At 60.1% G+C, this 14,350-nt stretch carries 11 protein-coding genes; all 11 read left to right on the forward strand.

Features of this window, described 5'->3' with window-relative positions:
• Positions 1-38 precede the first annotated feature (38 nt).
• The 11 genes from U5A08_RS14360 to tssJ all read left to right on the forward strand — a co-directional run bounded on the left by U5A08_RS14360 (position 39) and on the right by tssJ (position 14,317).
• Positions 39-527: an Hcp family type VI secretion system effector gene (locus U5A08_RS14360; protein WP_321354152.1), complete on the forward strand. Its 489-nt coding sequence runs from the start codon at positions 39-41 to the stop codon at positions 525-527.
• Between the two features lie 70 nt (positions 528-597).
• Positions 598-1,017, forward strand: a complete 420-nt coding sequence (gene tssE / locus U5A08_RS14365; RefSeq protein WP_253395827.1) for a type VI secretion system baseplate subunit TssE — start codon at positions 598-600, stop codon at positions 1,015-1,017.
• A gap of 3 nt (positions 1,018-1,020) precedes the next feature.
• Complete coding sequence (tssF, locus tag U5A08_RS14370) at positions 1,021-2,736, forward strand: type VI secretion system baseplate subunit TssF (protein ID WP_321852103.1); 1,716 nt, start codon at positions 1,021-1,023, stop codon at positions 2,734-2,736.
• A complete protein-coding gene (gene tssG, locus U5A08_RS14375) occupies positions 2,700-3,707 on the forward strand; it encodes a type VI secretion system baseplate subunit TssG (protein WP_253395831.1) in 1,008 nt (335 codons plus the stop codon). Before tssF ends, tssG begins: the two co-directional genes overlap by 37 nt.
• Entirely contained in the window at positions 3,708-6,440 is a 2,733-nt protein-coding gene (gene tssH / locus U5A08_RS14380) for a type VI secretion system ATPase TssH (protein WP_321852105.1), read from the forward strand. It abuts the gene before it with no gap.
• A 36-nt stretch (positions 6,441-6,476) separates the two neighbouring features.
• Positions 6,477-9,047: a type VI secretion system Vgr family protein gene (locus U5A08_RS14385; RefSeq protein ID WP_321852107.1), complete on the forward strand. Its 2,571-nt coding sequence runs from the start codon at positions 6,477-6,479 to the stop codon at positions 9,045-9,047.
• A 37-nt stretch (positions 9,048-9,084) separates the two neighbouring features.
• A complete protein-coding gene (locus U5A08_RS14390) occupies positions 9,085-11,679 on the forward strand; it encodes a DUF2169 family type VI secretion system accessory protein (protein WP_321852108.1) in 2,595 nt (864 codons plus the stop codon).
• Positions 11,680-11,707: 28 nt separating this feature from the next.
• A complete protein-coding gene (locus U5A08_RS14395; RefSeq protein WP_321852110.1) occupies positions 11,708-12,634 on the forward strand; it encodes a pentapeptide repeat-containing protein in 927 nt (308 codons plus the stop codon).
• Positions 12,631-13,278: a DUF3540 domain-containing protein gene (locus tag U5A08_RS14400; RefSeq protein WP_321852112.1), complete on the forward strand. Its 648-nt coding sequence runs from the start codon at positions 12,631-12,633 to the stop codon at positions 13,276-13,278. Before U5A08_RS14395 ends, U5A08_RS14400 begins: the two co-directional genes overlap by 4 nt.
• An 8-nt stretch (positions 13,279-13,286) precedes the next feature.
• Complete coding sequence (locus U5A08_RS14405) at positions 13,287-13,691, forward strand: DUF4150 domain-containing protein (protein ID WP_321852114.1); 405 nt, start codon at positions 13,287-13,289, stop codon at positions 13,689-13,691.
• Positions 13,692-13,693: 2 nt separating this feature from the next.
• Entirely contained in the window at positions 13,694-14,317 is a 624-nt protein-coding gene (tssJ, locus tag U5A08_RS14410; protein ID WP_253395848.1) for a type VI secretion system lipoprotein TssJ, read from the forward strand.
• Positions 14,318-14,350 lie beyond the last annotated feature (33 nt).

A 14,350-nucleotide genomic window follows, 5' to 3' on the forward strand; every position in this document is an offset into this window, starting at 1 on the left:
TGCCTGAAAACTAACTGATTAACCCCGGAGTACACGTTATGCCAATGCCATGCTACTTGAGTATCGAAGGCCAGAACCAAGGCAAGATCGAAGGTTCCAGCACTGTTACCGGTCATGAAGGAATGATCCTTGTTCAGGCCGTCGAACACCTGATCGATATTCCGAAGAACCCGCAGACCGGCCTGCCGGCTGGTAAGCGGGTTCACCAGGGCATGACCCTGACCAAGGAAATTGACAAGTCCTCTCCAAAGTTGCTGCAAGCCCTGACCTCCGGCGAGCAACTCAAATCCGTAGTCCTGGAGTTCTATCGGATCTCGCCTAAAGGCACCGAAGAAAAGTACTACACCATCACCCTGAGCAATGCCGTGCTCGTTTCGGCCCGCACCTGGGTGCCGAACGTATTGAGCCCTGAGTTCAAGCAAATGGGCCATATGGAAGACATCGGCATCACCTACGAAAAAATCGTCTGGACCTGGGTGCCGGACGGTATCGAAGCCGAAGACTCGTGGTTGGCGCCAAAAGCCTAAGCCGGGCTCGACTGTTCAATGCCGCCCTGGTCCAGGGCGGCGTTCTTGCTATCGCAGAAGGTACACCGCGTTGAGAGAAAAACGATTGCTGGAGCGCATCACAGGCCTGCAGGCCGAGACCGGTCGCACGCACCTGACCCAGGCTGAAGTGTTGACGCAGTCGATCGTCCAGCATCTGCAACGCATCTTGAATACCCGGCGCGGCAGCGTGCCTATCGACGCCGAGTTTGGCGTACCCGACTTCACCAATCTGGCCGGTTCGTTTGCGACCGGCGAGACCACGCAAATAATCGAGAACATGACTCGCATGATCGCCCGCTACGAGCCTCGCTTGAAATCGCCGCGCATCCTGGTCGCCGAAGGTGCCCAGGAAGTGTTGTCGCTGAGTTTCAGTCTTGAAGGCGTGGTGTCGATCGATGACCGGGACATTCCCATTCACCTGGCAACGCGTGTGTCTTCGGACGGTCGCGTGTCCCTGGCGATGCACTAAGTCATGCTCAACAGCCATTATCAAAATGAACTCAACCAACTGCGGCGTCTGGCCGATGAGTTTGCGCGCCGCAACCCGGCCCTGGCGCCGCTGCTGGGGGTGGACTCGGCCAATGACCCGGATGTCGAGCGCTTGCTCGAAGGCGTGGCGTTTCTTACCGGGATGGTTCGCCAACGGTTGGATGACGAGTTTCCCGAGTTCATTCAAGAGTTGGCGCAACTGCTCTATCCCCATTACCTGCAACCCTTGCCCTGCTTGACGCTGCTGCAATTTCAGCCGCGTATGGCGTTGCAGGCGGTCTCGCGTATCGAGCCCGGCTGCGAAATTGCCTCGGTACCGGTCGATGGCCAGCGGGTGCGCTTTCGCAGCACCGCGGCGGTCGATCTGGAACCGTTGCAATTGGTCAGTAGCCGCTGGGACGGCGCCGCCGGTGAAGAGCGCAGCCTGGTTCTGGACTTCGCTTTTACCACCGCCGATCCCAATAGCTGGCTGGCCGACAGTCTGCGTTTCTATCTGGGCGATGGCCTGGCCGATGGCTCGAAGTTGTTGCGTCTGCTGCAGCTCAACCTGCGTGAGATTCGTATCTGCGCCCAAGAGCAGCCCATGACCATCCTGCCGGCCAGCCATTTGCGCGGCCTGGGATTCGATGCGAGCAACACCTTGCTGCCGTTTCCCGATACCGCGCACCCGGCCTATCGTTGCCTGCAGGAATACTTCGCGCTGCCCGAGAAATTCCTGTTTATCGAGCTTAGCGGGTTCAAACAATGGCGGGCGAGAGGCGCGGACGGGCGCTTCAGCGTGCGCCTGATGTTCGAAAACCTGCCGGACTGGACGCCGAATCTGTCGACCAACAGTTTCATGCTCGGGGTGACCCCGGCGATCAATCTGTTCGCCCAGGAAGCGCACCCGCTGCGCATCGACCACAAGCAAGTCGACTATCGCATCCAGCCTGCCGACCATGGCCAGCGCATGAGCATGCGGATTCATTCGGTGCTCAAGGTCAGTGCTTATTCCGCCGCAGGCGGCGAGCGGCTGCTGGAACCGTTCAATACCTTCTCGCAGCGCGACACGTATAACCTGCGCATCCGCGCCTCGAGCATCGATGCCCAAGGCTATGACCACTATCTGAGCCTGCCCTACGGCGAAGGCAAAGTGCCCGGCGAGATGACCTTGTCCATCGGCTTGCTCTGCACCAATGGCAAGTTGCCGGAAAGCCTGCGCCTGGGCGATTTGAACCAGCCGACCGACAACACGCCGCCCAGGGTCGAGTTCAAGAGCATCCGTGGCATCACACCGTGCCAGCCGCCCAAGTTCGACGACAAGTTACTGTGGCGCATGCTCTCGCAGCTCAATGCCAACCACTTCCGCCTGGCCGATCGCGACTACCTGCGCGGGCTGCTCGCGCTGTACCTGCCCAGTGTCGGCGAAGGTGCCCAGGACGCCAACCAGCGGCGCATCGATTCCATCGAAACCGTCACCGTCAGCCACCAGCGGCGCTTTATTCGTGGGCTGCCGATCGAAGGCAGTGAGGTCCGGGTCGAGTGCCGGGGCGACTATTTTCTCAGCCCCGGCAATTTCTACCTGTTCGGTTGCGTGCTCGATGAGTTTTTCGCCGGCTGTACGGCAATCAACAGCTTTACCGCTTTCACGCTGTTCGACAGCGTCAACCACGAGACCTTGAAATGGCCAGCGAAGATCGGGCACCAACGCCTGTTGTGATCGATCCGCTGCTCGATGACGGCGGCGAGTTCGGGTTTTTCCAGGCCTTGCGCCTGTTGCGGTTACGTTTCCCGAGCGAAAAAGACTTCGTCGACAACGTGCGGGTCCGGCCGCGTCTGGGGCTTGGGTTTCCGCTACGGGATATCGAGGGGATCGAGCAGGGCGACGACGGTCGCTATCGGATCGAGGCGAACTTTTTCGGTTTGTATGGCGTCACCTCGCCGTTGCCGACGTTTTACACCGAAGACCTGATCGACGAGCAACTGCTGGGCCACTCTGCGGGACGTGACTTTCTCGACATCCTGCATGCCTCGCTCTATCCGTTGCTGTTCCGCGCCTGGGAAAAGCACCGGATCTGGATCGACATTACCGAGCGGCGCGACGTCAAGAGCCTGCGCCAGTTGCAGGCGCTGATCGGCATTGCGGACGCGCGTCCGGAGCAACGCGATCAATCCAACGATTTGCTGCGCTATGCCGGGTTGTTCAACCAGTACCCGCGCTCGGCCCTGGGTCTGCAGCAACTGGTCAAGGCCGTGCTCGGTGATGTCGCGGTGGAAGTCGTGCCCTGTGTCGAGACGCGTTTGCGCATCGACCGTGGGGCGCGCACTTACCTGGGCATGCAGTGCGGTGTGTTGGGCGAAAACAGCCTGCTCGGTCGTGAAGTCATGGACCGCAGCGGCACGCTGGATATCCGCCTGACGTCACTGAGTACCGAGCGTTTTCACGGGCTGCTGCCGGGGCAAGCGCTGTATCAAAAACTTGAACGGTTGGTGGCGTTGTATCTGCAGACACCGCTACGCAGCCGATTGGTCATGCGGCTTGCGGCAGATAAGCAGCAGTGCGCTTCGCTGGCGGGCGGCTGGCAGCGGCTGGGCCTGGATACCTGGCTCGGTGACGGAGACACACAGGACGACGTTGTATTCATGCTGACGGCCGAACACGGACCAATGCTCGAAGAGAGGGCTCGCTAGATGATTCAGGTAGAACTCAAACCGCTGTTCGCACGGCTTAATGTGTACAGCACCAAGGCCCTGGAGAACGCGGCGGGCCAGACCCTGGCGCGGGCTCACTACGAGATTTCCCTGGAGCACCTGCTGCGCCAGTTGCTGGAAGATCCGGATGCCGATACGACGCGCATCCTCGCTCGATTCGAGATCGATCCGCTGCGCCTGCGTGCGCTGCTGGATGAGGGCCTGGCGCAACTGAAAAACGGCAACCCCGGGCGTCCGGTGTTCGCCGGCCTACTCACCGAGTGGATTCAGGACGCCTGGCTGATTGCCTCGCTGGTGGTCGGCACCGGACGGATTCGCGGCGGCTCGCTGTTGCTGGCGCTGGTATCGCGCCTGGGTTATTACACCGCCGGCACCCGTTACGGCGAACTGCTCAAGCCGATTTCCACCGATGCCCTGACGGCCGAGTTCGCTCAGCTGTTGGGCGGCTCCAGTGAAGGTCCGCTGGACAGCCTGCAGACCGGCGCGGCCTCCGCTTCGCTGGGCAGTGCCGGCGGTGTTGCGCCGGCTGCCGAAGACAATATCGCGCGTTTTTGCGAGGACCTGACCGCCAAGGCAGTGGCGGGGCGCATCGACCCGATTTTCGGGCGCGATGATGAGATTCGCCAGATGATCGACATCCTCGCCCGGCGGCGTAAAAACAACCCCATCGCGGTGGGCGAACCGGGTGTGGGCAAGTCCGCTGTGGTGGAGGGGCTGGCGTTGTTGATCAGCCAGAACGAAGTCCCCGACTTCCTCAAAAACACGCGTTTGCTCAGCCTGGATCTCGGTGCGCTGGAAGCGGGCGCCAGCGTCAAGGGCGAGTTCGAAAACCGTCTGCGTGGCGTCATCGAAGAGATCAAGGCGTCCACCACGCCGGTGATCCTGTTCATCGACGAAGCGCACATGCTGATCGGCGCCGGCGGCGCGGCGGGTGGCTCGGATGCGGCCAACCTGCTCAAACCCGCGTTGGCCCGTGGCGAGCTGCGCACCATCGCTGCCACGACCTGGTCGGAGTACAAGAAGTACTTCGAGAAAGACCCGGCCCTGGCGCGCCGTTTCCAACTGGTCAAACTGGACGAACCGAGCGTTAAAACCGCGGTGTTGATCTTGCGCGGGCTCAAGGGGCACTACGAAAAAGTCCACGGTGTCAGCGTGCGTGATGACGCTATCGTTGCCGCTGCCGAATTGTCCGATCGCTACATCACCGGGCGCTTGCTGCCGGACAAGGCCGTGGACCTGCTCGACACCGCCAGCGCCCGCGTGCGGATCGGCCTGGGCATCAAGCCTGCCGAGTTGGAGCGCATGGAGCGGCAGTTGTCCGGCCTGGCGCGTGAACTGAACGCCCTGGAGCGTGACCGTGGCAATGGTTTTCCTGTGGAAGACCAGCGCCTGACAGATATCGCCGACGAACAGGCCGACATCGACGCGCGTCGTGCTGCGCTGGAAGTTCGCTGGCTGGCCGAGCGTGACGCGGCGCTGCGCGTCCTTGAAGCACGCAAGCAACTGACCCTGCAAGCACAGGACCTGCCGGTTCCGGCCGAAGGCGAGGTTGTGCAGGTACTGGCCTCGCTGGAGGACCGTCAGGCCGAGCTGGATCAGGCCCGTGAAACCCTGGCCGCACTGCAAGGCGACGCGCCGCTGCTGTTCACCGAAGTCAGCCCCGATGCGATTGCCCAGGTCGTCTCCGACTGGACCGGCGTGCCGCTGGGCAAAGTGCTGCGCGATGCGGCAGGCGGTGTATTGGCCCTGGCCGACAACCTCAAGCTGCGCATTCGCGGGCAGGACACCGCCGTCGAACAGATCGCGGAAATCCTCAAGGCCGCGCAATCCGGCCTGCGCGATCCGCAACAGCCGTTGGGCGTGTTCCTGCTGGTCGGGCCATCGGGTGTCGGCAAGACCGAAACCGCCCTGGCCGTGGCCGAGCATTTGTTCGGCGGCGAGCAAGCGATGATCTCGGTGAACATGAGCGAGTACCAGGAGAAGCACACCGTCAGCCGCTTGGTGGGCTCGCCCGCCGGTTATGTTGGCTTCGGCGAGGGCGGCATGTTGACCGAAGCGGTGCGCAAGCGTCCGTATTCGGTGGTGCTGCTCGATGAAGTGGAAAAAGCCCACCTGGACGTGGTGAACATTTTCTATCAGGTCTTCGACAAGGGCAGCCTGTCCGACGGCGAAGGGCGCCAGATCGATTTCTCCAACACCGTGGTGTTGCTGACCAGCAACCTGGCCACCGAAGAGATCCAGAACCTGTGCGTCGATGGGCGGCCCGATCCGGACACCCTGGCGGAAAAGATCCGTCCAACCCTGTCCCGGCATTTCAAACCGGCGCTGCTGGCGCGCATGACCATCGTGCCGTTCTTCACCCTGGGTGGCGAGCAACTGGCGGGCATCGTGCGCCTCAAGCTGGGCCGGCTCAGCGAGCGCCTGCTGGCTTCGTCGAAAGTCCGCCTGACGTTTGCAGACGAGGTCGCCGCCGCCATCGCCGCACGCTGCACGGAAGTGGAGAGCGGGGCGCGCAATATCGATTTCATTCTGCGCAAAAGCCTGACGCCGCGTTTGTCTGACGTGTTGCTCGGGGCGATTGCCGATCAGCGCGCCCTGGCCGGTTTGCATGTGGCGGTGGATGCGCGCGGCGAGTGGGTCATTACCGCGCAAGAAGTCGATGCGATCAGGTCTTTACCCGAGCGTGAAGCGCTGCTTGAACCCCTAGAGTGACCGCTCGTTTACCGATTGAAGAACAAGGATTGATTGATGGCTCTCAATGACCACGCGCTCTGCACTTTCGCCAGCCTGGCACCTTCGCTGCTGCTCGAAACATTATGGGTGCAGCAGTGGCAGGGCGAGGAAAAGCTCTCTCAGCCGTATCGATTCGAGGTTCGGCTGGCCACGATCAATCCGTTGTTCGACGACGAAGCGCTGCTGGGCAACCGAGCGGTATTGACCCTGAGCGATGCGTTGGGGCAGCCGCATCCCTATCAGGGCGTGGTCACGGAGGTGGATTATCTCGACGCCGATTCCCTGTATTTCTACTACCGCGTGGTGCTGGAACCGCGCTTTGTACAGTTGCGTCATTTCCGCTTTTCCGAAATATGGTTGGACAAAAGTCTGCCGGAGCTGATTCGTGACGTACTCAAGTTAGCCGACCTCAATGTCGAAGGACCGGGTATGAACGGTTTGCCCGGTTCGGCGTATGACTTCGATATTCGCCTGCCGCTGGCCGATGATCCGCTGACTCAGGCGACGTTTACCTGCCAGTTCGAAGAAACCAGTTTCGCCTTTATTTCACGTCTTCTTGAATATTTCGGCGTGTATTACTTCTTTGAACAGGGGCCTGACGGCGAGGCGCTGGTGTTCTGTGGCGACCGACTGTACCAGCCGCAACTCCCCAGTCTGCTGACCTATCGTCGTCAAGATTCGGAACTGGATGTAGGTCGGGTCCTGGCGGTGGCGCGTACCTTCGAGCGCAAACTCGTCCGGCAAGCGGCGGGGGTCACGCTCCAGGACTTTTCCGCGAGCAACGCGCAGTTGAAGCTGGAGGTCAACGCTTCGGTGGCAACTGCCAGCCTTGGCGCAGATGCCTCAACCGAACAACGAGAGGCCGTTTCTAGTTCGTCTGTATTTGTCGGCGGGCAAGGGTTGTATGGCGAGCACTTCGGTTCGCTCGAACAGGGGCAATGGTTGGCCAATCGTCGCGCCCAGGCCATCGGTTGCCGTCAACGGGAGTTTCATGGCAGCGGTCGGGCCACGGGGCTGCGCGCCGGTTATCCGATGCTGTTAGTCGGCCACCCGCGTCCGCTGTTCAATGCCGGTTATCAGGTTATTGAAGTTCACCATGACGGTTATCAGCCGTTGCCGGGCCTGGGGTCGGAGGGGGAAGGACCGGGGCAGGGGATCAACACGCGGTTTATCGCCTTGCCCGGCGAGGTGCAGTTCCGCGCACCCTGCGTGACCCCGCGGCCTTATGTGCAGGGCGTGCTCAGTGCGGTAGTGGACGGCGATGAAGATACCGGTCGGCCGCTGCTCAATGAGCATGGTTGCTACAGGGTGAGTTTCCCGTTCATTCGCGGCGAGAAGAATGCAACGCGCGGTTCGGCCTGGTTGCGTATGGCCACGCTGTCCAGTGGTTCGAGCCACGGCATGAATTTCCCGCTGCTCAAAGGCACGGAAGTGCTGGTTTCGTTCTTGGGCGGCGACCCGGACCGCCCGGTGATCACCGGTAGCGTGCCCAACTCCGAGAATCCGAATGTGGTCACCGGCGATAACGCGACCCAAAGCGGCTTGAGCACCCCCGGTGGGCATTTGTTTGCGATGGAAGACAGCCCGTCCGGGCCGATGATGAAGATGGGCGCGTCTACCGGTTGCAGTTTTACCTTGGGCGAGGGCGATGTCAGTGGGGCGCATTTGCGCACGGATAAGCATATGCAGTTGGCGTCCAGTTCGTATAAGCATGAGGTTCCTGGCGTATATGCGCTCTCTATCAGTGGAGGGAATCCGCCGAAGTCGCTGACGGACGCAAACTCCAATGAAACGGTATTGAACAAAAAATTCACAAGTAAACAGGGCGTTGCAGATGTTGTAGATTATGTTGGCGCAAGTAGCTATACGTATGTGAGTAAGAAAAGCACGGCGACTATTGACTTGGCGGCGAGTTTTTCCGCAGTTAAGGGTTCTGTTTCTGCTAACGGTTTAAACCTGAGTGTCGCGCTCAATGCCGTGAGTGCGGATGTAAAGCTAGGCATCGCATCGTTTTCATATGAGTGGATTCCATTAAAAGTTAATATTGGCGAGTTTATCAAGAAGGTCAGTAAGGCCCAAAATGACAAGTCATTTTTTAATGCTCGCTCCGTTGTTGTCGGCTCCGAGAGGCATGAAGTAAAGCTGGAAAAAACTGCCTATTTTATGCATTTATCTACCATGTCTCACGAGATCACAGTGGGTGCCAATACTATTGTTTTGACCAAGGATGGCGTGGTTATAAAATCTGCTGGGATTGTTCATATCGATGCTGACCTGCATGTTACCGGAAATGTCCTACTTGGTGGGGAAGTGTCAATTGTCGAAAGTGTTTATGTGGGCGACTCAGCAGTGATAGGCAATCGAATCACGGATACTTTAATTAACACGCCGGTCCAGATCCCTCCAAGTTTGGCGATACAAACGTTAACAAGTAAAGCCTCGATAGAACTGAAAAAAATCATCCTCGAAAGCGCAGTCAATCAGGTCAATGTAGAAGCTCAAGCAGCCGCAGGTGCCGCTAGTGTGGAGGCGGCCGAGGTCGCTGGTGACGGTGCCGGCGCCGCTGGCGGGGCTCCCGCAGCTTGACCGGCGACCGTTGCTCTAAACATGTGCGGAGAGTCTGATGCAACTCAAATGTGAACACGCCAGCCTTGTGTTGCTTGCCACTTCCAAACTGCGGGATACCCATGTCCTGGTGGTTACTTTCGGCCTGTTAGTGGATGCCGAAGGCAAGATCATGCCCGCCGAGCAAACCTGGAGCTGGCTCGCCGAGCGCATGGGCAAGCAGACGCTGGACCGTGGTTTGAAAAAAAGCCGTGGCACCTTTGCAGTACAGGGGCAAGCCTATGCCCTGACCGACGCACAGCGCGTCGGAATGGCAGTGCGGGCGCGTCTGGGAGCGCTTGAGAAAACCCTGCATGTGTTTCCACCCCGTCAATGGAACAAGGGCCTCTTGGGCTGGATGCCTGTTACAACCGGACAGATCGATTGCCTGCCGTTGACCCTGGAAAACGCCTACGGTGGTTCCCAGTGGGCGGATAACCCTGTGGGCAAAGGTTATTGTGCTGATACAGACACCGCAGGCGGAACTGCACTCGCACAACTGGAAGTCGCGAACCTGAGTGTTTGCGATCCCAAGGATCGCCTGGCAATTGCCAGCTTCATGCCATTACCGCCGCAAAGCGCTGCACGCAGTGCCTTTATGGGCACCCTTGACGAGGACTGGACCGCCTATCGTGCACCGTTCTTGCCGATCGACACCGATGCCCGCTGGTTCGATGAAGTGGCGCAGGACCAGTGCAATACCGAATTCTGGCGGGGAGACGAAGCCTGGTCGGTAACGGGGATGCACCCGGCCCAGGCACAAGTGTCCGGGCGTCTGCCTGGCCTGCGGCCACGACTTTTTGTCGAGCGCACTGATAAGCACCTTGCCATCACCGAGGCGCCAATGGACCTCGATACGGTATGGCTGTTCCCCGAAGCGCAGAGTGTGCTTTTGCTGTACCGGGCAGAGGTGTCTGTACTCGATATCGATGCGCAGGATATCGCCACACTGGCGATGGCCCTTGAGCGTGTCGGGGATGCCGAGCTGGATAAGCAGACATGGATTGATCGGCTTTGGCCGCGTCCTCCGGTGGAGCCGGTCGAGATACCGCCCACCGAGCCGCCGGTGTTCGACTCCGGGCCCATGATTGCCAGCGTGCAGGCTGCGGCGGACGCAATACACGCCGAATTATCCGTGGCGCATGAGCAGAGTCTTCAGATCGCCGAGGACATGGCGACAGGCATGGACATGCCTTTCAACCGTGCAGATTATCCGCCGTTGGCCAAACTGGATTTTGCGGCGTTCATGCGAGCGCCGCAGTCGCCTGCCAAGCCCTTCGATCCAGGGGCGCTACGAGCCGAAATCGAGACGGAATTGGCTAAGGCCAAGGTCGACAGCATGCGCCATGCCCGGAGTGCGATCACGCGATTGAGTCTGGATGTCGAGGAGACTTTGGCGCTGGCGAATCAACCCGTCCCCGAGGTTGACCTCATGGGGGTGCTGGCCCGACTGGACCTGCCTCAAGCACAGCAGGCGGATATGGTTGAAAAAGTGGCAGCGGGATTTTCCCGTTCACAAGCGATGGAGGCCTCCATCGATCAGCAACTCGCTGCTGTCGAAAAGGCACTGGCGGCTGATCGAATCAAATTCGGCCCCGCACCCACGCCTGCCGAATACTGCAATCTGACCCGTGAATCGCTGCAAGCCTTACACCTGGCGGGTAAATCGTTGCAGAACCTCAGCCTCAATGGCCTGGATCTTTCAGGGCTGGATCTGGGGCAAGCAGACCTGAAAAGAACGTTGTTTGAAAACTGTCAGCTCAAAGGTGCTTGTCTGGCAAATACGGACCTGAGCCAGAGTCAATTTATCGGTTGTGATTTGAGTGCTGCGAGTTTGGACAAGGCGTCCTTGCAAGAAACGGTCTTTGAACGGGTTCTATGCCCAGGCGCATCATTCAAGGGCGCTGACCTTTTGGCTATTCGAGCCAGTAAAAGTGATTTCTCCACTGCCGATTTCACCGAGGCCAACCTACAGCAAGCTCAACTCAATGAATGCAGCCTCGACAAGGCTCAACTGAGCAACGCCAATCTAAGCCAACTGCATCTCAATAGATGCGACCTGAGCGGCGCACTACTCACCGACAGCAACCTGCACAAAGCCAAGCTCTACGACTGCACACTGGACGCGACGGACATGCACCGCGCCAATCTCAGCAAAGCCGATTTTTCCAAGATAGTGGGCCGTGATCTGGACTTGCGCGAGTGCAACCTGCAGAACCTGCGTCTGGCCGCTCACTGCGTTTTGCCGGGTGTGTGCCTGGACGATGCCGACCTGACCGCTGCCAGTTTTCAAGATGCCGATCTGAATCACGCCAGCCTGCGCGGCGCACGGTTTAACGACGCGCTGCTGACCCGTTGCGACCTGAGTGATTCCGACGGTGTCGGGCTGGTCGCGCAAGGGGTCTACCTGTCGGGATGTGACTTGAGTCGCGCTGATTGGTCTGGCGCCAACCTGCTTAACGGCCGCTTGCGCAAGGTATGCCTGGAGCAGACCAACCTCAGTGGCAGCAACTTGCATGGCTTGGCCAGTGACGCTGTGCACGGCAACGGCGTGCGCCTGGAGCAGGCATTGATGACGCGTTGCCGACTCAAGGAGCGCCTGACTCATGCTTGAGGTATTAAGTGCCGAGCGTCTAAGGGAATTGCTGGCTGACTGGCAGCCCTTGCGCGCGTTGAATCTGGCCGGTGGCGACTATCGCGGTGTTGATTTGAGCAACGCGCGGCTGGAAGAAGTGGATGCGCGTGGCGCGCAATTCAATGGCGCCATGCTGACCCAAAGCTACTGGAAAGACTGCCGCCTGGACGGCGCCAATTTTTCCGACAGCACTGCGCACGCGTCGCACATGAACGGGTGTTCATTGCAGGGCGCATTGTTCACGAATGTGCGTTGGAACAAGGCCTACTGGGCGCAATGCTATGGCGAGGATCTGGATCTGTCGGGGGCGCAGCTAGAGGCTTTTACGCTCTCGGAGTGCCGCGTGCCGCGCATCAGGCTCGCCGCCGCCCAGTTGAGTAAATCCCAATGGAACCGCTGCGATCTGACGGGCCTTGATGCGCAGTCGGCGCATTTTACGAAGGCACGGTTGATCGATTGCCAACTCGATCAGGCGCGCTTCGGCCTGACGTCGTTGCAGCAGTGTGCCTTTGATGAATCGTCGTTGAGTGGTGCCGATTTTCATGCCGTGCAGGCCGAAGGCGCGTCGTTCTACCGCAGCAAGGGAACCGCGCCGATGTTTGTCGGTGCCAATCTCAAGGGCGCTCTGTTCAATGCCAGCCATTTTGACTCGGCCGATTTCAGTGATGCCGTTCTGGAGATGGCCATCCTGATAGACGCCCAGATGCCAGGCGCGCGCTTTGACCGCGCCCTGTTGCGTTATGCCGATTGCACCGCGTTGCTTGCGCCACGCGCCTCGTTCGTCGCCGCCGACGTGACCGGCATGAATGCGCATGCCGCTGATTTCACCCAGGCCGACTGGCAGCAGAGCAACCCCCAGGCCATCCAGCCCGTTGATACCGAACGCCTCGCCGCCGAGCAATGGCGGCCCGCCTCTTTAGGAAAATCGAGATGAATGAAGCCCCGCAGTATTGCGATGCCGCTGCTCAATTGCGTCATGCACAGGTCAACGCACTGGATGGCGAGCGTTTCGGCGTGGTCAGCAGCGATGGCCGCCGCTATTGGCTAAAACCCGCATTCGGGTGCCTGGTGCGTCCGGCAGTGGGGGACAAGGTGTTGGTCAGCCTGGACGCGCAAGGCGGTTACATCCTTAGCGTGCTGGAACGCGCCATCGCTCAACCGGCGCGTCTGCATCTGGAGGGTGACCTGCATTTGAGCCTGCCCGCTGGCGCGCTGAGCATTCAGGCTCGCGACGGCGTGAGCCTTGACGCCGGTAGCGCATTACGGGTGTGCGCCGAGCAGGGCAGTGTGCTGATGCAGCGCGCGCATCTGACGGTCGGGACCCTGGCCATGAGTGGCGAGCATCTTGAGAACCATTGGGTCGAGCGCCACGACAACAGCCTGTATCACCGCGAAAAGGCCGTGCGCCACGAGGCGGATTTTGCTGACAGCCGCCGTCGCGTCGAAGGCCATGAAGAACTTCATTCCGGCTCGTTGCGCCAGCGCGTGCGCGATGACTGGAGCGTGCAGGCCGACACGCTGGACCTGAATGCACAACGTAGCGTTGCCATTGATGGCGACAGCATCAAGCTGGGGTGAGATCGATTATGTATATGCTCAATAACGGCGGTGCGATGGCGATGTCCACCGTGCCCGATATCTGCAAGACGCCCGTTCCGCCAGCGGGGCCAGTGCCGTTGCCTTATCCCAACGCTGCCGATACCAGCGCCGCAGACCCGGGTGGATTGGTGATGGAAGTGCTGGTGGACGGCATGCCAGCGATGAATATGTCGAGCAAAGTGTTGATGACCAGTGGCGATGAGGCGGGTGTGGCCGGTGGCGTCACCAGCGGTAAGGTCAAGGGTGAAATGATCTTCATCGAGGGCAGCGCCAAAGTGATGGTTGCAGGTAAGCCCGCCGTGCGTGTCACCTGCCAGACCATGCACAACGCCAATAACACCATGGGTACGGTTTCGCAGCCGAGCCAGACCGCTGTTCTGGTGATGGAGTGAGCATGCCCTCCATCAAGTGTTCCATGGGCGGACTCGTCCTGTGCATCCTGCTCGCCGCCTGCAGCAGCCAGGAACTGACCCCCGAGCAAAAGGCCCTCACCGCGCTCAAATGGGACTACACCGAAAACGCCATCGAGCTGAGCTTCACCGCCGATAACGACCTCAATCAGTACGACGGCCAGGCGCATAACCTGTTGGTGGTGGTCACGCAGTTCGATCAGATCAGTGCGTTTTCCGCCTACACCGGCAGCTCCCAGCAACTGAGCAACCTGCTGCTGATGAACAGCGCGCCGCCCGGGATGATCGGGCTTACGCGGCTGTTTATCGAGCCGGGGCAGACCCGGCAGTTAAGCCTGCCGCGACTCGAGGGCGCGAAGATGGTCGGCGTCGCTGTCGGCTATGCGCACCTGGACCCGACGCGCAGCGTCAAGCTCTATCAGATCGGCGTCGACGTGACGTCGACGGGGTTCTTCAGCAAGACCTGGACCGCCACACCGCGCCCCATCGCCATTGACCTGCTCGTCGGGCCTGATGCGCTGTTGCGCGGCAAGGAAAGTCGTCTGGCGTTGCCCAAGCCGGTGCAGCCCCGAGAGGGCGAGGTGCGCCTGCCCGGCGCACAGGACTGACCTGCTTGTCGTGAGCGTTGCAACGGCCACGCT

The sequence above is a fragment of the Pseudomonas paraveronii genome (genome assembly GCF_963681955.1).
Taxonomy (GTDB): domain Bacteria; phylum Pseudomonadota; class Gammaproteobacteria; order Pseudomonadales; family Pseudomonadaceae; genus Aquipseudomonas; species Aquipseudomonas paraveronii.